We start from the raw sequence: 25809 nt of genomic DNA on the forward strand, positions 1-25809 counted from the left end.
ACTAAATTATTTTAAGAAATTAATATCAATGGCGTTGGCTTTAAGAAGCTCGTTTTCTTGTGCTAAATCATAAACAGATTCTTCAAATTCTGTTAAAGCACTTTTATTGGCGCCTTTGGCAATTAGATATTTTAAAATTGAATCGTCTTTAGATTTCATGGCTGCAATATGTAGTGCAGATAGCCCTTCGTTATTGGCCGCATTGATATCAATTTTTGATGGCTCTAAAAATTTAAGTAGCTCTAAATCTAATTTTTCAATAGCAATTTGGTAAAGCGTGTTATTACCTGATTGAGTTGCCGTAAAATCTACATTTTTGTCTTGTAGTAGCTTTGCTTTTTCATAAAAATCGGCTTTATTTCGTGGGCTGTAAGCGTTCACTAAATAATAAGCTAAATTATTACCGCTATGATCTACAAGTTCAGTATTTGCGTTTTGTTCAAGTAAATAAGCTACTACTTCTGGTTTATTACGATTTACGGCAAGTGTTAAAGCAGATTGCCCATCTTTATTAACTAAATTTATATTTTTAGTTAGGTTAAGCAAATGTTTTACAACCTCTAAACTATTAGCCTGAGCAGCTTTAATAAATGGTGTGTTACCGTCTTTATCGGTAGCATTAGGATTTAATCCTATGCTAATAAAATAGTCAATTACATCAGTCTCTTTAGTGCTTCCAGCTACATTTAAAAGCGGGTTTGCACCATTGGTTGTTGTTATGTTTGGATTAATACCTAGGCTTTCTAAATAGCTGTAAACTTCCATACCGTTAGAGTGTCCGCGACCACCTTGACTAGCAAAAATAAAAGCGTTACCACCTTCTTTGTTTATAGTATTGTACTCAATACCTTTAGCTACAAGCTGCTTTAGCATAGTAATATTACCAGTTTTGGCGGTGTAATTAAATACCCCATTACCATAGTTATCTTTACTCTTTAAGCTAATACCTTTAGTTTCAAAGTAATCTACAATCTCAAAATCCGATAATTTAGGAATTAATAATAAAAGGGCATTAGCACCATCTTTACTAGTTTCGGTTTTTACATTGGCACCGTGTGCTATAAGCGCATCATAAATTTTTGTATCCGTAACGCCCGCTGCGGCTGTGAAAATTAATGGAGAACTTCCTTTGTCATCAATAATATCCACACGCGCACCAGATTCTAATAAGTGGTTTGCTAACTCTAAATTACCAGAGTAAGCCGCCCAAAAAATATAGGTTCTGCCATCGTGCGTTAATTTATTAGTGTCGTTTTCTTTAAAACTTAACAGGTATTTTACAATGTTTAAATCTGCCTTTGCAAAAATACTATTTGTAACAGCATCAAAACCAGAGGACGTAAGTTGAGTTGGACTGTGTCCGGCTTTAACGGTTTGTTTAACTGTTTCTAAACTTGGCTTCTTAGCCCAAAATTTTCTATCTCTTAATAGGTTGCTGTCTTGCGCTATGGCATTTAGACTACAAACTAAAAGCAGTACAATTTTCACTAATTTATTCATGTTTTATAATATAAAAGGGTTTGTGGTTTTATTTAGACTTAATAAAAATAATTTGATAATTTTTGACAAATTTAATCAAGAATCATTCTAAATAAAAAAAATCACGCTTTTATTTTTACTTTTTTTTAAACACGATATTTTTTATTGAAAGAGAGTAGAGGTATTAGTAGGTTCTTAAAGAAAAGAAATTTTTAGAAGTTGCTGTAATGTTTTGCAACTCGATATTTGTAAATAACTTAAGGCTATACTTTCTAACTAAAACGGTATAAAACCGGAATGCATTTATAACTAGTAGGCAGCTAAATGGCTAATAAAACCCCAATTGAGCCATATGTTATAATAGATGAGATATAATTTATACAAAAAAGATAACCGACTTTATATATTTACTCTTTAAAGTTTTTTTTGATGCGCTTTAATATCTGTCAGATAGCTAACAATGAATTAAAAAACGACAGACGAAGCTAAAATTGAAGAATGCTATTTGTTAAAAACTATAAAAATAGTATAACAAAATAAACGGCTTATTATTTTATGAAAAACAAACTGATACTTGCTTTTGTATTCACATTAGTTCTTTTGGGACTGCTTTTAATACCTTTTAATGGCGATTCAGAAAATACTTTTATCTTTTTTCTTGGTAGATTTCATCCCATAATTTTGCATCTACCCATTGGCGCTTTAGTTATTTTGTTTGTGCTAGAAATTATTGATGCAAAACGACCTGAATTACATTTAGATTCAGCATGTAATATTTTACTATGGTTTTCTGTAGTTAGTATTCTACCAACAGTAGTTTTAGGCTTTTTTCTGGCGTCAAGCGGACATTATAATGAAGATTTGTTAAATACTCACCAATGGTTAGGATGGTTCACTGCAATAATTTGTGTGTGGCTTTTGGTTTTACGTAATAAAAAATCTGCTGAAGCTCCAAACAAAGTGGGTAAAGGGTATAAGGTGTTTCTTTTAGTAAATGTGGTTTTATTGTCTTTAGCAGGGCATTATGGTGGCTCGCTAACACATGGGTCTACGTATTTAACTAAATATATGCCGTCTAATATGAAAACAGTTCTGGGCGTTTCAAATCAAGATTCTTACCTAGCAATGAATCCAAATGATTCTACATCAGAGGCTGCTTTGTATTTTAAAAATAATATTAAACCTGTAATGCAAAAACATTGTTACGATTGCCATGGCCCTGAAAAAGAAAAGGGCGGTGTACGTTTAGATGTTTTGAATTGGGATATGATAAACGGCTCAGATGCCGAAGGTTGGCATTCCGCTTTAGATATGATTAATTCTGGAGAAATGCCTCCAAAGGAAGAGCCTCAATTAAGTGATCAAGAACGACGTGATGTTGTAGATTGGATGACAACTAACTTAGAAAAAGCGGCTGCTGCAAAACAAGCTAGTAATAAAGGTGTGATGCGCAGATTAACCAAAAGGCAATACACCAATAGTTTAAACGAGTTACTTGGTGTTAACGTTAACTTTGGCGATGTTTTACCAGACGATGGTAAATCTAAAATGGGATTTAGTAACAATGGTAGTGTACTACAAACATCTGTGTTACATATTGATTACTATCAAAAAATAGCCCGAGAGGCATTAGATAAGGCTATTGTATTTGGAGATAAGCCAGAATCTAAAAAATATAAAGTTACTATAGGTACTAATACAGGCGATGGTAAAACGGGTGCGCAGTATGGTGGTTACCAAACGGCAGCCATTAATAATAAGGATTTTATTATCGATATTTTAAACGAAAACGGCACGCCTATTTCTGGTGCATCTACTACAGAAAAAGATACACTTTTGGCCTTGAAGAATAAAATAGGCCTAGGCATGCGCGGTTCGGCAAGTAACAGGTATAGCGTAGAAAAGGAGGGTATGTTATTATATTCTGCATTACCAGCTAAAGAAGTGGCGCCAAAGTCGTGGCAAGGGCCTTCACCAAATTTAAAATTATTGGTTAAAGAAGATTTTCCAAGAACTGGAGACTTTGTTTTTAGAGTCCAGGCATCAAAAGGTTATCTATCTACTTCGGTTGAGCGTCTAATCGATTTAAGAAAAAAAGAACCTGCAAGAAAAACACCTAATGCTATTAAAGTTGTTGCTAAGGATATTAAAAATCCTAAAGGCTTCGTTTTAAAAGATAAACGCTGGTTAATGCCAGATAATGTTGCAAATAATGTAAAAACCAAATTTGTGTATAAGGTTCCTAAATCGGGAATCTATCAGGTAGATTTGGTACATCCTTATATCTCTGAAGATGCTATGCCGTCGTACCAAATTAGTCTTTTTGGTGGTAGTAAAGAAGGGCGCGTAAGTGAGCGTTTATACATGGATAAAAGCTTAGAAAACGTAGATCAAGTAGTTACTCCTGTTACTTTAGCTTACTTATCTAAAGGAACACATAAAGGATATATTGGTGGCAAATTTTTTGTTGGCTTTAGCCATATTGTACTAACACCACTAGCAGAAAACGATCCTTTACCGCAAATATTAGAGGAAGAAGCTAAATTAAATAGTCAGCAATATGCCGGTGTTAATCCATCCATTCAGGTGTTTTCGGGCACAAGAACAGACGATGGTATGGATTATAAAACCTTTGATGAATGTGTGGAAGTTGATGTGCCTTTTGGTGAATTAAAAACCTACGAGTTTAAAGGACGATTAGAAAATTTACCCATCCCTTTGGCAGGAAATCAAGTAAGTGGAGACCTTGCAAACATGTTAACCGTGGGACTTTGGAATAATCATTTGGTTAAAGAAAATAGTCTTACAGGTCCTCCATTACTTATTAAATCGGTGGAGTTTGAAGCGCCTTATCATCCTGTTTGGCCTCCAAATAGTCATACTGATATCTTTTTCGATTCGCCTAACAAATCAGATAAAGAAGTTTATACAAAAGAAGTTTTAAATAGCTTCATGACAAAAGCTTTTAGAAGATCTGTTACCGCAGAAGAATTGAATAGGTATGTCGATTTTTGGAAGAGTATAAAAAACGATTTCGATCGTTATGAGGATGGTGTTAAAGAGGTTTTAGTTGCTGTTTTATGTTCACCTAATTTTATTTACTTGTTTGAACCTGAGGATTCTAATTTGCCAGACGCTAAAAAGTCTGAAGATGAATTCTTCCTAGCCTCACAATTGGCTTATTTTTTATGGAATTCGCCACCAGATGAAACCTTAACAACCTTGGCTGCCGAAGGCGATTTGCATGATGAATTACCAGAGCAAATTGAACGTATGGTAAACGACTCTAAAATAGCGCGAATGATTCATTCCTTTACTTATGAATGGTTGCGATTAGATAGACATAAAACCATGGATACCGATGTAAATGAATATAAAGATTACACCAGGTTTGTTAAAGAAGACATGGCTAATGAAACATATGAGTTTATTAGTTATGTGCTTAAAAATAACATGAGTATTATGAATTTTATAGATTCAGATTTTGCTATGCTGAATCAAAATCTAGCAGAGTTTTATGGGGTTGATGGGGTTAAAGGTCATCAATTTCGACCTGTAGAATTGCCAAAAGACTTAAATAGAGGAGGTTTGCTTTCTCAAGGGGCATTTTTAAATGGACATTCTGATGGTGTTCAGGCACATCCAATTAAGCGAGCCGTTTGGTTAAAAGAAAAAATATTGGGCGATACGCCACCACCGCCACCACCTAATGTACCAGAATTGGATCCTGATACTCCAGGTTTTGAAGATATGACATTAAAAGAACAACTGTTTTTACACCGAAATAAGGCAGCGTGTTTAGATTGTCATAGAAAAATAGATCCTTATGGTGTTGTTTTTGAAAATTACGACGCCGTTGGTAGGTATCAATTAACTTCAAAAGGTAAACCTATCGATACAAAATCTGAATTACCAGATGGGACTGAAGTTGAAGGCGTGCAAGGGATAAAGGATTATATCATTAGAATGAAAAAGGAAGATTTTACAAAATCCTTAGTCGAGCATCTTTACGCTTACGCCTTAGGACGCGATGTAAGTTTTGCCGATCAAAAAGAAATAAATAAAATAGTTGAAGAAGTTATAGAAGATGATTTCCGTTTTCAAACCGTAATAGAACAAATTGTTTTAAGTTCTTCATTTTACAAGAAAGAACAGAATTGGTTTAATAAAATTTTTGGATCATGAGTAAAAAACCTTGGCATTTAGATCGTCGTACGTTTATCAAAGGATTAGGAGTAGCATGTATGCTGCCTTACTTTGAAAGTATGGCCTTGAGTGGAGTTTCTAAGTTTCTAGAACCGGTTAAACCTAAACGACTGTGTTTTTTATACTTTCCTAATGGTGTTGGCTTGCCACCTAGAGAAAGTGCATTTCATAAAAGTTGGAACTGGTTTCCGGAGGGAGAAGGTTCAAATTATAAACTAACTAATTCCTTATCACCTTTACAATCACATAGAAACGATATCTCCATTATGGGAGGGTTAAGTCATCCATACAGTCGTAAAGTATTAGGTCATATTGCTGGCGATACGTGGTTAACTGGTGGTGATTTACGTGGGGAGTACAAAAATAGTATTTCAGTCGATCAGGTTGCAGCCGAAAAACTTAGTAGATATACACGTTTTCCATCATTATCATTATCTACCGATGGTGGCGTAGGTTACAAATCGAGAGTATCAACTTTATCTTTTAATTCATCGGGACGACCAATTCCTTCCGAGCATCGTCAACGCGAAATTTTTGAACGTTATTTTTCTCCAAATGGAGGAGGTTCTACAAACGAAAGAAGAAAGAGTATTCATCAAGGAAAGAAAATAGTAGACTTGGTTTTAGAAGATAGTAAAAGCCTTCAAAAGCGTTTAGGGGCTAACGATACCATGAAATTGGATGAGTATTTAACGTCTTTAAATCAAGTTGAAGAACAGGTTAAGCGAAACGAAAAATGGTTGAATGTACCTATGAAAGAATTTGATGCCAGTTTAATTAATATGGATGTCGATCCTACTGATGCACCACAAGATTATGTGCGTTCCATGATTGATTTAATGGTACTAGGTTTTCAAACGGATGCTACTCGGGTTATGACTTATATGATGGCAAGAGAAGACGGCATGGGATTTGGCGATAATTTCCCCAAAATAGCCTTAAAACTAAAAGGGCATCACAGTATTTCGCATGATAAAACAAAAGGACATTGGGAAGATTGGGGGCGTTTAGACCAGTGGTACGCAAAGCAGTTTGCATATTTTATTGATAAAATGAAAAACACAAAAGACGAGAACGGTTCCCTTTTAGATAATACCTTAATTCTTTACGGTAGTGCTTGTAGTTCAACCCATAATGCTAGAAATTGTCCATTGGTTTTGGCTGGTGGTTCAAATTTAGGAGTGGATCATGGTACCTACACCAAATTCAATGAAAAGGAAGTACCAATGTCTAACCTATTTGTAAGCATGTTAAATAAAATAGATGTGCCTACTGATAAATTTTCAGATAGTACCGGAAAATTACCTTCAATTTTATAAAAATTCCAATTAAAACCAACTAAATGACTAACAAGACTAAGATTCCTATAGTTAGCAAAGATTTATTGTTTCCTTTTATTATTATAACTTCATTATTTGCTTTATGGGGTATTGCTAACGATTTAACAAATCCTATGGTATCGGCATTTAAAAAAGTAATGCCCGAATTGTCCAATATTCAAGCATCATTAGTGCAATTTGCTTTTTATTTTGGCTATTTTTTTATGGCTTTACCGGCAGCTTTATTTATTAGAAAGTTTAGCTATAAATCAGGGATTTTATTGGGTTTGTCGCTTTATGCCATTGGCGCATTTTTGTTTTATCCCGCTGCTAAATATGAGGAGTATAATTACTTTTTAGTTTCCTTATGGGTAATAACCTGTGGTTTGGCTTTCTTAGAAACCACTGCAAATCCTTTGGTACTAGCTCTTGGTGACAAACGAACAGCTACACAACGTTTAAATTTAGCTCAAGCGTTTAATCCTGTGGGATCATTAACAGGAATGATTATAGCTCAAGTATTTGTGCTAGGTGCACTGCGCTCAGACGATTATACAGCAGAAGCTTATACAGCTTTATCATCAACCGAATTAGCTACCGTACGAGAAAACGATTTAGGGGTTATTAGTATTCCTTATTTAAGTTTAGGTGTATTGGTGTTAATAATAATGGTGGTTATATTTTTTACTAAAATACCAAAAACACCGGTAGAAGATAAAATGAGTTTGTCGGATTCATTTTCAAAATTATTTCAAAACAAAAGCTACTTAATGGGCGTTTTAGCACAAGCGGCTTGTGTAGGTTCTCAAATTATGTGTTGGACCTATATTTTTCAATACGTTGATAATTTAAATGCTAGCACGGGTTGGAACCTTACAGCAACAAATTACAATGTGGCGGCTATGATTTTGTTTTTATCAGGACGATGGATTGGTACCGCTTTAATGAAAAAGGTAAACCCACCAAAAGTTTTAGGTATTTTTGGAATGGGAGGCGCCATAGCTAGCATTGGAGCCATTGTGTTACCGGGCATGATGGGCTTATTATCTTTAGTAGCAATTTCAATATTTATGTCCATTATGTTTCCTACTATTTACGGCATAGCCTTAAAAGATATGGGTGATGAGGCTAAAATAGGTTCAGCAGGATTAGTAATGGCTATTGTTGGAGGCGCGTTTATGCCTATAATACAAGCTGCAATTTTAGATTTAGGTGGCGACGGATTTAACGATTTAAATCTACTAGGTTATATACCAGAAGTTAATATGTCCTTTATTTTACCGGCTTTATGTTTGGCTTTTGTAGGGTATTATGGTTTTAGTTCTTTAAAAAGAATGAAAGTTGAATAAGTTCCTAAATATTCAGGTTATAAAAAAAGGGACTTTTTTTTTTAGTAAAAATAGATTCATATTATTTATTGCTTTAGCCTTATGCTTTGTTTGTATATCGTGTAATCAAGACGACAACGGAGTTAAGGTGAAAAACAGTGACAATCAATGGCCCATGTCTGGTGGTCCAGATGGTAGTTGGAAATTAAACACAGCTTTGCAAGTACCTACAAAATGGTCTGTGCGTAATAATCAAAATATAAAATGGAAAAAGGCTTTACCAGAGGGCGGACAAAGTGGTATAGCCGTTTGGGATAAAAAAATATTTTTCACTATTAATCCTCCATTAGATACACCTCCTTATGCTGAATTAAAGGCAAATTATGAATATGCTAAGCAAGAATATGATAGCATTTATAATGTCACTTTTAATACCCTATTAAAAAATAAAACATTGGCCTTTAGTAAAGTTTTGTTGGCTAAAGAAAACGCTTTAAAGATTTGGGAAGTGTTTTTGGCTAGTAATAAAAACTATGCACAGCTTTCTGGGAAGAAAAAAAATACGGCTTATAATAGATTATTAAAGCAGAATGAAAAGGGTAAGGCATTTACTGAGGCTTCGGAAGACTTAGTTGCCTTTGTAAATGTATCGTCTAAGGATGCCATATCTAGTTTTAAAAAACAAAATGATGCTTTGGCTCTTATTAATACCAAAGGATTAAGCGCAGATATTGAGCTTTACTGCCTGAATGCAGATACAGGAGATATCTTATGGACACGCCCAGTAAAAGGAAGTCTACCAAGCGATTATAATTATGGTTTTAGCGATTCTACAACACCATGTCCAATAACAGACGGACAGCATGTTTGGGTTATAAACGCGAGTGGAGGTATGGCGTGTTTTTCTATGGTAGGCGATTTAATATGGGATAGAACGTGGATGCCAACAGTTGGAGGTCCGTTTAATAAGCAATTCGATTCTGTTCTTTATAAAGATTGGATTTTAAACGTGGAACCTTCAGAAGAAAATGATATAACTAGAGTAAAGGTTTGGAATTATTTACATGGTTTTAATAAGTTTACAGGAGAACGATTGTGGGTTACCAAAGCCGCTATTACGCATTATAACACCCCAGTTTTAGGAGAAACAGCAGAAGGAAAACCGGCTATAATGATTGGTAGAGGTGGACCACATAAAGTTCCCGAACGCCCCGTGGGTTTAAGTTTAATAAGTTTAGATGAAAAAAATGTAGGCGACGCGTTATGGAATTGGGAACCAGAAGCTCCAAATAAAATTTCGGGCTACGGCGCATTAAACACCCAGCATTGGGATAAAAATAAGGTTTCTTGGATTTATAAATGTGAAAAAAATTTAACTGTAGATTCCCAAACGGGTAAGCTCATAGACCAAAAACCATTAAATGTTGTAGATCAATATATTTATGATGAGCAAGAACAAAAATATATACTAAAGGAAGGAGTTAAATTGAAAAACTCTGAAAACGAATTCCATTGTAATATGGCTACAAGTAAATATACTTTTTATATGGTTATGCATCAGCCATTTTTTGCACGTCATAATATTGAAACAGGGAAAAATGAACATTTGGAGCTGCCAAGAGAAATTAATCCTGATGGTAGTTTTGTTTGGAAAACACCTCAAAAGAACGATGGGCTAAACTCTAGAGGACAATTACATAGTAACGATAAACGGGTTTTGGGAGACGGTTTTCAAAGGATATTTTTAGGGTCGCCGGTAATGATTAATAATTATATTTATTTCACGAATGCCTTAGGGATGGTTTATGTTATTGATGCTAACGCTGAAAAATTTGATAGTACGGCCTTAGTAGCAGTAAATGATTTAGGTAAAAAAGGAGAAACGTGGACCGTTAATTCGTTAAGTTTTGCCAATGGTCATATTTATCATAGAACGTTAAAAGAAATAATATGTATCGGTTATTAGGTGATTAAATGCGGGCCATTAAATACCCGAAAGTTGTTAAAGACATGGAGCGTATTTTAAAAGAAGCTAGAACACCATCGGATGTATTTGTATTCGACCAAGTTTCTTTTTAAATATGAAAAAAGGCCTAATTCATATAGTGTATATTGCGAATGTGAAATAAAATAAAGCAAATGAATTCTTGATCTTATTACCCATATTTTTGATTGAAAAATCCGTATCAGTGAATGATAAATCGTATATTTTTAAAAAAAATTAATTACTAATCATTTCTATAAATTTATTATGAAAAAAAGACAGTCAGTAAAACTAATTTTATTAATGGTTATTCTAGGGTTTCTAGGATGTAGTAACACTAAAAAAGACACAACACCTTGGGAAAGTTTGTTCGATGGTAAAACACTAAATGGCTGGTCCGTAATAGGAGGAAAGGCAACGTATAAAGTTCAAGATGGTGCCATAGTTGGAACCACGGTTAAAAACACACCAAATACTTTTTTAAGGTCAGATAAGCTTTATGGTGATTTTATTTTAGAGTTGGATTATAAAGTAGATCCTTCTATGAATTCTGGTATTCAAATTAGATCAAATAGTTTTCCATATTATAGAAATGGAAGAGTGCATGGTTATCAAATAGAAATAGATCCATCAGATCGTGCATGGAGCGCAGGTATTTTTGATGAAAGCCGTAGAGGTTGGCTAAACCCATTAACCGATAATCCTACTGCTCAAAAAGCGTTCAAACAAAACGAATGGAATCATTATCGTATTGAAGCTATTGGCGATACCCTTAAAACATGGATAAATGGCGTAGAAGCTTCGCATTTAATAGATGATAAAACGGCAAAAGGATTTATTGGATTACAAGTGCACAGTATTAAAGATTCTCAAAAAGAAGGCACAGAAATTATTTGGAAAAATATCAATATTCTAACCGAGAATTTAGATAAATATTCTAAAAAAACATCCTTAAAGCCTATTGTAACTAAAAATGCTTTAACCATTGATGAACAAAAAAAAGGATGGAAACTACTTTGGGATGGGAAAACAACAACAGGTTGGAAAGGTGCTAAATTAAATGAGTTTCCAAAAGAAGGTTGGGTAATTGAAAATGGCGAATTAACGGTTCTATCTTCTGGTGGAGCCGAATCTAGAGCTGGTGGCGATATTGTAACCCAAGAGTTGTTTAGTAATTTTGAATTTAAAGTAGATTTTAAAATAACACCGGGTGCCAATAGCGGGATTAAATATTATGTAGATACCGAAATTAATAAAGGTCCAGGATCTTCAATAGGATTAGAATTTCAAATATTAGACGATGCTCTTCATCCAGACGCTAAGTTAGGAAATCATGAAGGTAGTAGAACTGTTGGTTCATTATACGATTTAATACAAGCAGATCCTAACAAGCACATGAACCCGATTGGCGAATGGAATACAGCACATATCAAATCAAAAAACAACCATGTAGAACACTGGTTAAATGGTATGAAAGTTTTAGAATACGAAAGAAAAAGCAAAGATTATTTAAAACTTGTATCGGAAAGTAAGTATGTAAAATGGCCAAAATTTGGTGAGTTAGATAAAGGGCAAATCTTATTGCAAGATCATGGTGATAGAGTATCTTTTAAAAACATTAAAGTAAAATCGTTATAAACTATAAAATATGAGCAGTAGAAGAAATTTTATAAAAAAAGCCGCAGCAGGAACGGCTGGAATTGCATTAGGAAGCACAGCAAATGCCATGTCTGCAAAAAGTTACTCAAAAATTTTAGGATCTAACGATCGTATTCATGTGGCAATTCAAGGTCTTGGACGTCGTTATCAAGCATATTTAGGCGCCATTGCAGCTAAAGACAGTAATGTAGAATTAGTGTATTTATGCGATGTTATGAAAAGCCAGAGAGACAAGGCTGCCCAAGTGGTATTGAAAGCTTTAAACATTAAACCAACGTTAGAAAACGATATTCGTAACGTAATTAACGATAAAAGGGTAGATGCTATTTTTATGGCAACACCAGACCATTGGCATGCCCCAGGAGCGTGTATGGCAATGCAAGCTGGTAAACATGTTTATTTAGAAAAACCATGCAGCCATAACCCGCAAGAAGGTGAGTTATTGGTAGCCTATCAACAAAAATATAATAGAATGGTGCAAATGGGTAATCAGCAGCGTTCTTCATTACAATCTCAAGAAATTATAAACGATATCCATAACGGAATAATTGGAGATGTTTTTGAGGCTACAGCTTTTTACACTAGTAGAAGAGGCTCGGTACCACACCAAACAAAGGCAGCTCCACCAGAAGGCTTAGATTGGGACCTTTTTCAAGGGCCAGCACCACGAAGAGATTATACCGATAACACATGGGATTACAATTGGCATTGGTACGGTTGGGATTATGGTACTGCCGAAATGGGCAATAATGCTACCCATGAACTAGATATTGCACGTTGGGCTTTACAGGTTAATTACCCAGAGCGTGTGGATGTATATGCTGGTAAGTTTCATTATAAAGATGATGGTTGGGAAATGTACGATACCATGCAAGCTAATTTTGAGTTTTCTGGAAAAAGAAGAATCATGTGGGACGGACAAAGTAGAAATGGTTACCAAAAATTTGGTGCAGGTCGTGGTACTATTATTTATGGATCAAAAGGCTGTGTATTTATAGATCGTGATGGATATAAATTATACGACCAAAAGAATAAAGTTTTAAAAGAAAACATTATAAAAGGTATTGAATCTGGAAATTCGCTTGGTGGCGGTGGTCAACTTTCAACAAACCATACATTAAACTTTTTTGAAGCCATAAGAGGAAAGGCCCCATTAACGTCTCCAATAGAACAAGGCGTTATTAGCCAGATGCTTACGCACTATGCAAATATTGCTTCAAGAATTGATGATGCTTTCGAAGTAGATGAAACAACAGGACGCATTTTTAATAGAGAAGCCATGAAGCTATGGTCTAGGACTTACGAACCAGGTTGGGAAATTAAGCCTGTGTAATTTTAAAACAATAGTATTAAGTCGCTTAGTAATAATATTTAGATTGAAATATGAATTGGTTTTTTCAGCGTGTTTTATTTAGTGATAAAACACGCTTAATTTGTTTTAGTTTATTGGTGTTTGGTTTTAGTTGTAAATCGCGAATTACCAATAAAACAGATGGTATATTAAAACCTAGCGGCCTAGTTATAGAAAATATTAGAAACACGAATACCATATCTATAATAGATGCTAAGCCAGAGTTTGGTTGGGTGTTGCCAAGCAGAATTAAAACGCAGGTAGCATATCAGATTCTTATAGCTTCATCCAAGAGTATATTAGAAAAAAACTCCGGAGATATGTGGAATTCTGAAAAGGTTTTGAGCAGTAATTCTATAACTGTTGAATATCAAGGAACGCCATTAAAAGTAGGTCAAACTTATTTTTGGAAGGTTAAAGTTTGGGGTGATAGCCATACCGAAACCGCATTTTCAGATAGTCAATCATTTAAGTTAGGTAAAAGCAATACGACCATTACCACCTCCAATAGTTTTCAAGTAGATTCTATTAAGCCTGTAAAAACATATAAAACCGCTAACGATGCTTACTTAATCGATTTTGGAAAAGATGCCTTTGCTAACTTACTTTTTCAATATGAAACAAAAGAAAATGACACCTTAATTATTCGTATAGGTGAACAATTATTAGATGGTTTAATTAATAGAAAACCACAAGGCACTATACGTTATCAAGAAATTAAAGTGCCCGTAAATCCGCGAAAGCACGCGTATATTTTACCTATAAAATCGGATAAAAGAAATACCAAGAAAGGAGCTATTATATTACCAGACTCTTTTCCTGTATTAATGCCTTTTAGATATGCCGAAATAGAAAATTATAAACAAAGTTTTAGTGCCGATAATTTTACCCAATTGGCATATCATAGTTATTGGGAAGATGATGAAAGCTATTTTGAAAGCTCAGATACTATACTAAACCAAGTTTGGGATTTGTGTAAATATTCAATTAAAGTTACCACATTTGCAGGTGTGTATGTTGATGGAGATAGGGAGCGTATTCCGTATGAAGCAGATGCCTATTTAAATCAATTAAGTCATTACAACACCGATAGAGAGTATGCTATGGCGCGCCAAACTATAGAGTACTTTATGGAACATCCTACATGGCCAACCGAGTGGCAATTGCACGTGGCATTAATGTTTCATGCCGATTATATGTACACAGGAAACACAGAGCTTATTAAAAAATATTATGAAGATTTAAAGCATAAAACCTTAATGGAATTGCAACGTGAAGATGGATTAATAAGTTCATCCAACGCAACTCCAGAATTCATGATAAAATTAGGCTTTAAAAACCCTAATGCTAAATTAAAAGATATTGTCGATTGGCCTCCGGCTCAAAAAGACACAGGTTGGAAATTAGCCACAGAAGAAGGCGAACGTGATGGCTTCGTATTTAAACCTATAAACACGGTAGTAAATTGTTTGTATTATAGAAATCTTGAAATTTTAGCAGAATTTGCTCAACTATTAAATAAACAAGGAGAAGCCAAAGGATATAGAGATTTGGCAGCCGAAGTAAAGTTAGCAATAAATACTATTTTATTAGATGAAAACAAGGGCTATTATAGAGATGGCGAAGGTACAAATCACGCAGCTTTGCATTCCAATATGATGGCATTAGCGTTTAATATAGTTCCTGAAAAACATATTCCATCGGTAGCCAATTTTATTAAGTCTAGAGGAATGTCTTGTAGTGTATATGGGTCTCAATATTTATTAGAAGCCTTGTACAATGCCAATAAAAGTGATTATGCTTTAGATTTGATGCGTTCTACCGAGAATAGAAGTTGGTATAATATGATTAGAATAGGATCTACCATAACGTTAGAAGCTTGGGATATGAAGTATAAACCAAACTCCGATTGGAATCATGCTTGGGGTGCTACACCTGCAAATATTATTCCTCGCAGTTTATGGGGTATTCAGCCTAAAACACCTGGTTTTAAAGTGGCTAAAATTCAGCCACAATGGGGCGATTTAACGTTTTCAAAAATTAAAGTACCAACCGTAATGGGAAGCATTAGTGCTAATTTTAATGTTAAGGAGAACTCAGAAATTATTTTTAATATTGATGTTCCGGGAGGTATGACGGCAGAATTTGTTTTACCAAATTATGTAAACGATGTTTATTTAAATAATCAAAAAGTAAATAAAAATTCAATTTTAATCTTACATTCCGGAATAAGTACTATTACCGCAAAATTTTAATATATATATATTTAAAATTACAAATGAAACGACATACTTTATTTTTAATCTTTATTTTAATTTTTCAATGTTACAATGGGTTTTCTCAACAGTTAAAAACAGCAGCGATATTTAGTGATAATATGGTGTTGCAGCAAGGTGTTGAGGTTCCGGTTTGGGGAACTTCAAAACCTTACGAGGAAATAACGGTTAAGTTTGCAAATCAAACCAAGGCTACAAAGGCGGGAAAACATGGAAAATGGAAGGTTGTTTTAGAGCCTTTAGAGATTTCTAAGGTAGGTCGCGAGATGCTTATAAAAGGAAAGACATCGCTTAAGCTAAACAATATTTTGGTGGGCGAAGTGTGGGTTTGTTCTGGTCAATCTAATATGCAATTTGGAGTTAAAAATGTAAAAGAGATAGAATCCTTAATACCATTTGCTAAAAATATAAGAAGTTTTGAAGTTAAACGTACCGTTTCTTTTAAGGAAGCAGATGGGGTTTCTGGAACATGGACAACAAACCACCCTGAAAGTGCAGTAGCATTTGGCTTTGCTTATTTTTTGGAGGCCATAGGCGATGTTCCGGTTGGAATTATTCATGCATCATGGGGAAGCTCTTCCATTGAAGCTTGGATGCCTAGAGATATGGCAAACCAATTACCTTATTTTAAGGCCATAATGGATGATTTTGATGCCGATACAGAAACACATAGCAAGATTCAAATGGCACTTAATAAAAAAGAAGGTTGGACAAGAAAAGAGGATGTTTTTTTAAGACGGCAACCTAATATTTTATTTAATTCCATGATAAAACCATTAGCACCTTACGCTTGTAAAGGTCTAGTTTTTTATCAGGGAGAACGGAATGCTCGTTACTTAACTGGTGTACCCGAAGTAACTAAAGCTAATTTTTTTCATAGAGTAATAGGTATGAAGGAATATGGCGATGTTTTAAAATTATGGGTGCAGCGCTACAGAAAAGAATGGGATAATACTAATATGCATTTTTCAATTGTAATGTTACCAGGTTACGGAAAAGGTACCATTGCAAACCCAAATATAGACTCAAAAAGTCCAACCGAAGAGTCCTTTGCATGGTTGCGAGAATCGCAATTAAAAGTTTTACAGTTGCCTAATACAAGTGTAGCTAATACTATTGATCTTGGCGACGAAAAAAATATTCATCCTACAGATAAGTTTCCTATTGGTCAACGTTTAGCACTTTTAGCTGCAAAGTATACGTTAAATAAGAGTGTCGTGGCAGAAGGCCCGATGCTTAAAAATGTTGAGGTAAATGCTAACACACTTGTTGTTCATTTTAAAAATAGCAAGGGCTTAAAAACTACAAATAGAAAGGCTCCAACAGGTTTTTGGATAGCAGACAGCTCTTTAAAATGGCAAAAGGCAGAAGCTAAAATTATAGGAGAAAATGTAGCGTTGAGCCACCCAGAAATTGCTAAGCCACTCTACATTCGCTATGCATTTGCGGGTAAGCCAGATGTTAATTTGGTTAATAAGAATAACCTGCCAGCTTATCCTTTTAGAACGGATAAATAGCATCAATTTTTTTACGTTTGTAATAAGTTATTGTTTTTTACAGCTATTTGTAACCTCAACTTAGTTTTGCTATAACGTGAACAATATAGACGGTTTATAAGGCTTTTTAAAAAACGGAATAGACTAGATAAATAGATTGTGATATAGCAGATATTTTAAAGGCTTCTTATAAATGTTTATAAGAAGCCTTTTTTATTAGATATTGATTAGCAATGTTTCCCAACATGTTGTTTGATTTTTTTTTAAAGTACTTTAAGATTATATAAAAAAACCACTCAAGTTATCTTGAGTGGTTTTCTGTTTTTAAAATGGTATCTCTGTTTAGGAAACCTCGATCTATTTATAAATTATTTAATTTATAATAAATTTAAAATTGAGCTTTTCCTCTGAATTATGAAGAATCAATATATACATACCTGCATTTAGATTAATATCGATATCCTTCATTTTGCTGCTTAAATCAATATTTTTTTCTTGATATATTTGTTTTCCTGTACTGTCATAAATATCGAGAGTACAATTATCTATAATCATACTTGTATGAACAGTAAATTTTCCATTATTCGGAATAGGAGCAATAAAGCTTTTTCTTTCATCGTTTTGATTGTCTTCTATATCTAAGGATTCATTTTTCACAATGACTTCTTTAGAAACCGTTAACTCACAATTAAGTGGAGTCTTATATCTAAGTATTAATGATTGTGAGTTTAATTTATTCCATTTTACGGTTACCTTATTATCTTCTTTAGATACAATTTCTCCGTTTATTATTATCCAATCATACTTATTCATGTTAGCATCGGCTGTGTATTCATATAAACCGTCTATGTTAGGGTTTTCTTCACCAATAATAGTTACTGGGTAAGTAGCAGAACTTCCTAGTTCTTTAGTTTCTGTTATAAAACCATTTAAACCACTTATTTGTTTGGTTATTTTAGTTTTATCAATTTCTAAAGTAATAGAACCATCATTATCGTTTTGTATGTTTTCTATAACAAATGCTTTATCAGTTATTTTTCTTATAGTGACGTCATTTTTCGGAATTTCAACACCCGAAGATTTTAATGTAATGGCATCAATAGTAAACGAGCTTTCATTAATTTCATCTGAAAAAGTTACATTAATATAATTAAAATCTGAACAGTCATTACTTACATCATCTACAGGTTGAATATCAGTTATTATATCGGTAAAATCTATATAGGCAGATAAAACCTCAGCATTACTTCTGTTACCTAAATCATCGTATGCAACGACCTTAAACCTCTTAGCACCAACATAGTTACTTACAGGAACGCCGTATTCACCGCTAGTTTCGGTAAGTTTTTTGTTTATTAAAACTTCACTTGTTCCTAAAAGTTCATAAACTTCAACAGTTATATTATCTATTAAGGTCTCGTAAATTAATTGAACATCGCTTCCAGAGGTGATATTATCTGTACTAGAAAGACCTCTGTCTGGTGTTAACTTTAAGTTTGCAATAGCGTTTAAAGTATCTAATCTTACCGTCCAGGAAGTTTCTGCAATGCCCTCTCCAAAATTATCATTTTCGTCTATAAAAGTAGATTGATCTATTGTTACACGATACGTGCCATTATCGGCTGTAAAGCTTTCTAAGCCGTAAATAGTATAATGTAAATCATCCGTTTTTTGAATAATTATTGGAATGTCTAAATCCTGCCCATTTTTAGTAAATTGAAAAGCAGAAGGTTCTAACTCTGAAATGAGAGCCCTATTTAATTCTATCTCTAATTGGGTAATGTTTTGAGTGTTTGTAGCACCTTGACTAACAGTTTGTATATCTAAAATTTTTGGTAAGTTAGTGTCTACTATCCAATTAAAGGTTTGTACTGCTAACCCGGAAACACCATCTGTTGCTTTAATATTTGTAACATCTATAGCGATTGTATAGTCGCCATTATCTTCATTTAATGGATTAATTCCAGAAATGGTATAGTTGTAATCGTCAACTTTTAGAATGGTAAGTCCACTAACAGTAGCATCATTAATTGTAATTTTATCTTCGGTAAATTCTTCTGTACGAATAGGTTTGTTGAAAATAATATCGATACTATTTAATGGGTTTTTCTTTAATTGATCGGACTCGAATTTGAGAATTCCTAACTCATTAACAAACTGTAACCAATCTAATTTTTTACCGTTTCTACCATCATTTCCTGCTAAGTCTTTTATTCCTATGGTATTTACCGTCAATTCATAAAATCCAGATTGTGTAGTAAGCGCTTCAATATTTATTGAAAATGTAGTGGCATCAATTTTACCAATCAAAACATCATCTGTTGGCACCGAAGCACCTTGATGAATGACTTCGACATCCTCGAATGTAAACGTGTTAAAATCAATTTCTTTATTAAATTCGACTGTAATAAAATCTACCGATGTTGTATTGTATTCCTCGGGAGGATCAATAAATGCTATAACTTGAGGGATATCTCCATCTATTGGTGTAAAGTACAAGGTGTAGGTTTCTATATTTGAAATCTTATCTAAAACATGTAATTTATTTTCATATTTAGGATTTAAACCATCCTTTAGTGTTACATGGGTTTGCCAAAAGTTCTGTAATGGAATTTCAAAACTATCACTATCTCTAACCACTCGTGCTAAGGTATAATTTTTAGCAGCAGGGTTTAAAATATTACCATAGTTCCATCCTGTTGTACTTGGGTTTATTCTTATTTTAGAAGTTAAAGTTGCCGGAGTAACAGCTGCTGTTATTTCTATAGCGTCGACTTCTGATACATCTTCGGAAGTTCCATCTGATAAATAAATCATATCAGGTGTATCATAAACATCAGATACATCATTAACCAAGAAATCTGATATATCATCACTATCGGTGCCATAGGATTTAACACTTCTAACCAACTCATGTATAAACGCCCCTTTGATTAAACTTAAATTTGCATTTCCGAAACTACTTTTATGATTTACTTTAACATCAAATTCAACAAAATGACCAATTAAGGAACTTGTAAAAAACCATTGTCCTACAGCCGATGTTTTGGGTTGAATGTCTCCAAAGTCAACATTTAATAATCCGAGTTGCGTTGGCTCGTTATTAAAATTAGAACCTATCATATTAAAATCTATTAATAGCCCTTTTTCATTTTCCACAATTTCTGGTTGCATAGATTCTACATTAACATTTGTAGCTAATCCATAACCATCGTTTGTAATCATTAGTGATAATTCTGCTGGAATAGAAGGCTCTACAATATCTTTAGTAAGGGCATCGTCACCTAAAATATCACGTTGCATAAAATAATGAAGTATTAAATCTGGACTAGGATTAACTTCTAAGGTTACCGGATTAAGTGTTATGCTTACTGTTTCGCCAACTTCTGGATCGAAATAAGAGAGTATTCCGCCAAACGCATAAGATTTCACTACCTGTGGAGCAGCTTCTTTAGTTGGAATAAATGTAACTAAACCTTGTCCGTTTGAATCGGAGTCTACAATGCCCTCACCATTCAAGAATGCTTCTTTGTTAATTTGAAATAAATGCGATTTGTTTTCGCCAAATTCATCTTTAACAACTAATTCTAAATTAATTTCAGTTATTGCTTTTGCGCTAGAATTGTTTATTTTTAAAGTACCTTCAAAAGCTTCACGCGTCATTGTTAACCTTTGAGGAAACTCTATAGTTACCGATGCACAAACGCTTGCTGCGTCTTTACTTTTTTCTTCAACAAACTCTTCTATCGACTCTAAGTCAGAATTATACATGTCTGCAACAGAAACAAAACCTCTTGTAAATGCATGAGTTAATAAATCTGTTTTAATTTTCTTATACTCGTCAATTTGTACTTTATCTATAATATCTGGATATGAGGTGCCTGGTGATAAAATATCTAAATCCCAAGCCTCGATAGTAGTATTCCATCGGGTAACAAAGCTATCAATATAAGCTGTGGTTACTGTTGTTTCTGCCATGGCATTTTTAAGAGCAATTACGTCTTCTGGAGTTAATACAGTTTCCGAATCCATGGCATTGCCGGTAATGCTTAAGAAAAGGGACAAATTATCATTGTCTCCCTCTAAGTCGGGATTTTGAAAATATTCTGATAACATGTTAAGGTGTGCAGTTTCGGCTTCTGTAATTTTCTCAAAGTCTTCAAAAATATAGTCGAAATTCCCTCCAAGTTCATCTAAAGCTGATTTACTATAATTTGTTTTTGCAGATCCACTGCTACCGCCACCGGAAGGAAAACAATCTTTTAATGTTATTATAGACCATATACAGCCAAAAGGAGAACTGATGCAGCCAGCAGCTCCTAATCCCAAATCTGTTAGACTTGTTGATGTTAAAAGACCGAATGCACAACTAAGGGAGGAGGTATATGGATTACAACTTAATATTGTTGATGTAATACTTTTTGTGCAAGGATCGCAAAAATCTGGAAATGATGTTAATGTGCTTGTGCCTGAACCCGGTGTATAACCATAACCGGTTCCTGAACCACCACCTCCAATGCCTCCTGGGCCGCAACCCGAGCAACCACCGGTAATTACTGGTCCTGCACCACCCGTTGATGCGCATGTGTTAACATAGGCTGTGTATGAAAATAATTCTTTTTCTGTATCGCAAATATAAACAGCCCTTAAAGTTACAGGAACATTACAACTACCACCACCGGCTTGTGCTGCCTCACTTTTATGTGATCCAGCAGTTTTACTGCCATCGCTTGTGTTTTTAACTAAAACAGGTATGGTTACTGCAGATTTTGCATTTAATTCATCTAATGAGGTGATAAGGGGTTGAATGGAATACCCATCTGCTTCTCCCGTATTAATACTAACTTTTCTAGCAGCAATTAAACCGTGATTAGTAACTGTTATATAAGTCATCCTAGATTCTCCTGGGTTTAAATCTAATTTAGGATTATCTATTTCCATTACAACAACAGGCAAGGGCACATTAGTTTCAAAATCTACTTGTAAGGTAATATCATATTCATCTAAAATTTCTATGCGTTCTACATCCCAAGAATAGGTAACCGCTTGGTAAGGTAAAAACGCTGTAACTTTTGTGTCTTTACCAGGATCTACCAATATATTGTTTTGGTAAGGATTATGTTTTTCTGCCGAAATATTTATAACATACCAACCTTCATTAATATTAGGAACTTCAAATAAACCTAATTCATTGGTAAGTCCTTCGGCTATTACAACTCCCGTAAACGGATGTTTAACAATTACTTTAGCATCTTTTAAATGTGGTGCACTTGCTGTATTATACGTGTATTCATCGGTAGCATCAACAATTAGATTTCCCGTAGATTCTGATACCGTTTCTAACCTAAAAGGAATGGAAATAGATTTTCCCTTTCGTTGTTTTACAACAAAGTTTCCATTAATAGGTACGTTAACCTGTTCTTTTACTGTAGGTTTAAATTCTAAAATGATTTTAACCTCTTCGTTAGGTTTAATTCTTTCAATTACTTTTTGAGAATTTAATCTTAACCATCCTAATTCTGGTAATAATATTTCTACATTTTCGGCGTCTATTGCTCCTACATTTTTAATTGCAACTTCATAAAGTCTTGCTTGATCCTTAACCATAGTTGTATTAATAGAAATAGGAGTTGCCATTAATTTAGCCTCTTGATCTTTGCTGTAATAATAACCTTGCTCGGTATATGTAGCACCTTCGTTTGATTGGATTACTATTTTAAACTCGGTATATTTTAATTCTGAACTCGCTACTGTAGATACTAGAGTGTAGGGAAAGTTTATTGTTTCTCCGGGTTCTATATCCATGGGTGTTTGTTCTATAGAAAACTCAGCATCAATAGGAAGCTGAATGTTAACACCCGTTAACCTTGTATTGGTTTTGTTTTTAAGAATAAACTCTTTGCCTAAAGGCTCGTTAACAACTGTTTCCCATTTAATGTATTGTGGTTTATTAATCATATCTAAACCCAATAATTCAAAACTTTCTTGAGGAATAACATCTTCTCCTGGAAAGCTTGCAGCTACGGTGTAAGAACCGTTTTCGTTTTCGAAGGGAACATATTCAAAAACAAAAGCTCCATTAGCATCAGTTTTTACTGTATAATCTTTTACAAAATCTGCATTTTTTATTTTTAAAGCAATATCTGCATTTGGCACATTTTCATCTGATGCATTTTTAGCAATTCCATTAACTTCAACAATTTCGTTAGTTTCATATATTTCTTTATCTAGCGTTAAATCTACAGAATAGGATGGAAGGAGTTTTATTAGTATTTGGTTCTCATTATTTTCATAATCTAATTCATTTATAGAATAATCAGCGTTTACTTTAACTGTAAGGTAGTAATCTCCAGAAAAATTTGGAAGCTGAATATTTTCAATATATTCAAAATTTTCGTCTACCGCAATAACCTTATTTATTATGGAAGACACAAAAGGTTTTGTACTACCAATATTAGGTGTTTTAGATAAATAATAATCGATTTTACTTTTTGTTGGATAATCAATATTTCCTTGATTTTTTATAAAGCTAGTTACATCTATTTTCGTTCCTGCTTCTACACTTGTGTTTGTTGAGATTTCTGAAATAGAAGCATCGGGTTTATTTTGATTTGAAATTAGTATCCAGCCAAATCCAGAACTATAGCCCGTGGCATCCACTTGAATTCTGGCGGTTTCATCGCCATCTTGATTAGGATCTATAGTTGTATTGAAGGTAACTTCAACCTCCTTTTGGTTGGCAGGAATTGTAACTGTATCTGGCAGCTCGATAATGTTTGCTAAATCGCTAGATAGGTTTACAATTACTGGGTTTTGAAGAATGTTTGGATCGTCAGTGTTTCTTGAAATAACAAGCGTGTTATTATCCGCACCTGCTTTAATTGTTGATGGCGTTATTTTTATATTTAATGCTAGCCCATCATTATCTAAAATTGTAATATTTCCATTTACAGAGGTACTTAGTTCTGTATCATCAACACATGAGCAACTATCAAACTTAATTTTTGAAGTTATGATAACTGTGCGCTCACCTTCAACCTCGGAATTATTTACAGCGCCAATATTGAATATTTTCTCAGATTCTCCTATTTGGAATGTAATTTCGGAGGGTAATATTAATTGATTAGCGGTATTTGCGCTAATTTTTACTGTAACAGGTTTATCTAATTGATCTGTTCTTTTTAAGGTTGCATAAGAAGCTTTGATGCCATCGCCTTCAGAAATTTGAGCAGGGTTTATGCTTATAGTGAAATTGGGAAGATTTATAGCTCCTAATTTAATTTCCTTAACAGCAGTAGTATAACCATCTGCCTTTGCAATAATATTAGCTGTTTCTGCTTTTTCTATGATTTGAGAATCTAATATTGTGCCATTAAAGGTTACTGTTGTAGAATTGGCTAATAATGTAACTTGACTAGGTAATTGTAATCTTTGTGGCAAATCTGTAGACAGTGTAATAGTTCTATCTTCATCTACAGAAAAATTAGCATTTAAAGTAAAGGGTATGTTACTGCCTATTGCAGATTCAAATATCTCTGGATATTCTAAGCTAAGTACAACATCTTCATCATCTAGCAATGTTAAACTCACACTTTCATCGCTATAAGCCTCGCTTTGGGCGATAATATTAACGGTTCTATCGCCTTCGTAAGTTTCATTATCAATCGTGTTTAAATAAAGAAATTTTGATGATTCATTTTCGCCAATTGTAACCGTACTAGGCAAATTGAAAGCACCTACAGCATCAGAAGAAACTGTAAAATCTTCCTCTATACTTGTATCACCACTTCTTACAAGTTTAAGTCTTAATACATCATCTGAGTTTTCAAAAACTTCATTTTTAGAAAGTGTGAAAATTAATCTTTTTAATAAATTTTGGGTATCATTTGAAATGGCTGTATTATTTTCTTTAGCATTTGCAGGTTCTCTAACTTCGGCATTTGTAACTAGAGTAACTTCAATTTTTACTTGGCCATCAAAACCAATAATTCTAGGGATAATAACGTCTATATCTCGTGTTATAGTTTCATTCTCTGTAAGCGGATTGGAATAATTTGCATTTCCGATAATATATTTTTTTCCATTGGTTTGAGATACTATTGCTATTTGTTCTCTCCAGCCTCCAATTGCAGCAGATAAGCCAATGTTTTCAACTTCCCAACTAATGCTGTATGGCGCATTAGGTAAAATATCATTTTGCAGTACGGATATTGCTCCAACTTGTAAATCTGGATTTTCACCTTCAATAATGGTTAATTCTCCGTTTTGGTGGTTGCTCCCAATATCGACTCCTGCACTAGAACTTACTATGGTTTCTGTAAATGACATATCATATGTCTCACCAGTACTATAGGTTAATGGTATTTCTATAGGAATTTCAATAAGGCTACCTGTTTGTCCTGTAAAATTTGCATTGCTTCCAGAGAAACATAAAAATAAATATTCGCCATTACCCATCCTTTTTGGGTAAATAAGGTGGTCTGCATTTCTACCAGTAAAACTGACCTCTTTTTCTTTAACTATTAAGTTGTTTGGGACTTTTATTTTAAATTGAAAACCCGCAATACTTTCAGTATTATTTAGTGCAATTACTATTTTTGCATCATCTCCAGGAGCAGCCTCCAAGTCTTCTATAATTAGGCTGTTTTGTCCGTATGCTGTTGTAATAAATGACAACAGTAATAAAGTGAATTTTATAGCTCTCATAATTT

The 25809-nt window shown here is 33.9% G+C and carries 10 protein-coding genes; 8 read left to right on the top strand and 2 right to left on the bottom strand.

Going from position 1 to position 25809, the window contains the following annotated elements; translation table 11 throughout:
• Positions 1 to 6 precede the first annotated feature (6 nt).
• Entirely contained in the window at positions 7 to 1500 is a 1494-nt protein-coding gene (locus AAFN75_RS13605; RefSeq protein ID WP_411806838.1) for an ankyrin repeat domain-containing protein, read from the bottom strand.
• 534 nt (positions 1501 to 2034) lie between these two features.
• Here AAFN75_RS13605 and AAFN75_RS13610 point away from each other — a divergent pair.
• From AAFN75_RS13610 to AAFN75_RS13645, 8 genes are all read left to right on the top strand, one after another.
• On the top strand, positions 2035 to 5664 hold the full coding sequence (locus tag AAFN75_RS13610; protein WP_411806839.1) for a DUF1592 domain-containing protein: 3630 nt from the start codon (positions 2035 to 2037) through the stop codon (positions 5662 to 5664).
• Positions 5661 to 7004 (top strand): DUF1552 domain-containing protein, encoded by a 1344-nt coding sequence (locus tag AAFN75_RS13615; protein ID WP_411806840.1) that lies wholly within the window; start codon positions 5661 to 5663, stop codon positions 7002 to 7004. Before AAFN75_RS13610 ends, AAFN75_RS13615 begins: the two co-directional genes overlap by 4 nt.
• 23 nt (positions 7005 to 7027) lie before the next feature.
• A complete protein-coding gene (gene fucP, locus AAFN75_RS13620) occupies positions 7028 to 8353 on the top strand; it encodes an L-fucose:H+ symporter permease (protein WP_411806841.1) in 1326 nt (441 codons plus the stop codon).
• Positions 8346 to 10298, top strand: a complete 1953-nt coding sequence (locus AAFN75_RS13625) for a serine/threonine protein kinase related protein (protein ID WP_411806842.1) — start codon at positions 8346 to 8348, stop codon at positions 10296 to 10298. Before fucP ends, AAFN75_RS13625 begins: the two co-directional genes overlap by 8 nt.
• 285 nt (positions 10299 to 10583) lie before the next feature.
• Positions 10584 to 11954 (top strand): DUF1080 domain-containing protein, encoded by a 1371-nt coding sequence (locus AAFN75_RS13630; RefSeq protein ID WP_411806843.1) that lies wholly within the window; start codon positions 10584 to 10586, stop codon positions 11952 to 11954.
• A gap of 10 nt (positions 11955 to 11964) precedes the next feature.
• Positions 11965 to 13308 (top strand): Gfo/Idh/MocA family oxidoreductase, encoded by a 1344-nt coding sequence (locus tag AAFN75_RS13635; protein ID WP_411806844.1) that lies wholly within the window; start codon positions 11965 to 11967, stop codon positions 13306 to 13308.
• 50 nt (positions 13309 to 13358) lie between these two features.
• A complete protein-coding gene (locus AAFN75_RS13640; protein WP_411806845.1) occupies positions 13359 to 15581 on the top strand; it encodes an alpha-L-rhamnosidase C-terminal domain-containing protein in 2223 nt (740 codons plus the stop codon).
• A 23-nt stretch (positions 15582 to 15604) separates the two neighbouring features.
• Positions 15605 to 17119 (top strand): hypothetical protein, encoded by a 1515-nt coding sequence (locus AAFN75_RS13645; RefSeq protein WP_411806846.1) that lies wholly within the window; start codon positions 15605 to 15607, stop codon positions 17117 to 17119.
• A 351-nt stretch (positions 17120 to 17470) separates the two neighbouring features.
• Here AAFN75_RS13645 and AAFN75_RS13650 read toward each other — a convergent pair whose 3' ends face one another.
• On the bottom strand, positions 17471 to 25804 hold the full coding sequence (locus AAFN75_RS13650; protein ID WP_411806847.1) for a CARDB domain-containing protein: 8334 nt from the start codon (positions 25802 to 25804) through the stop codon (positions 17471 to 17473).
• Between the last annotated feature and the right edge of the window lie 5 nt (positions 25805 to 25809).

Origin of the sequence: Algibacter sp. AS12, from assembly GCF_046736315.1 — a bacterium.
Classification (GTDB): domain Bacteria; phylum Bacteroidota; class Bacteroidia; order Flavobacteriales; family Flavobacteriaceae; genus Algibacter_B; species Algibacter_B amylolyticus.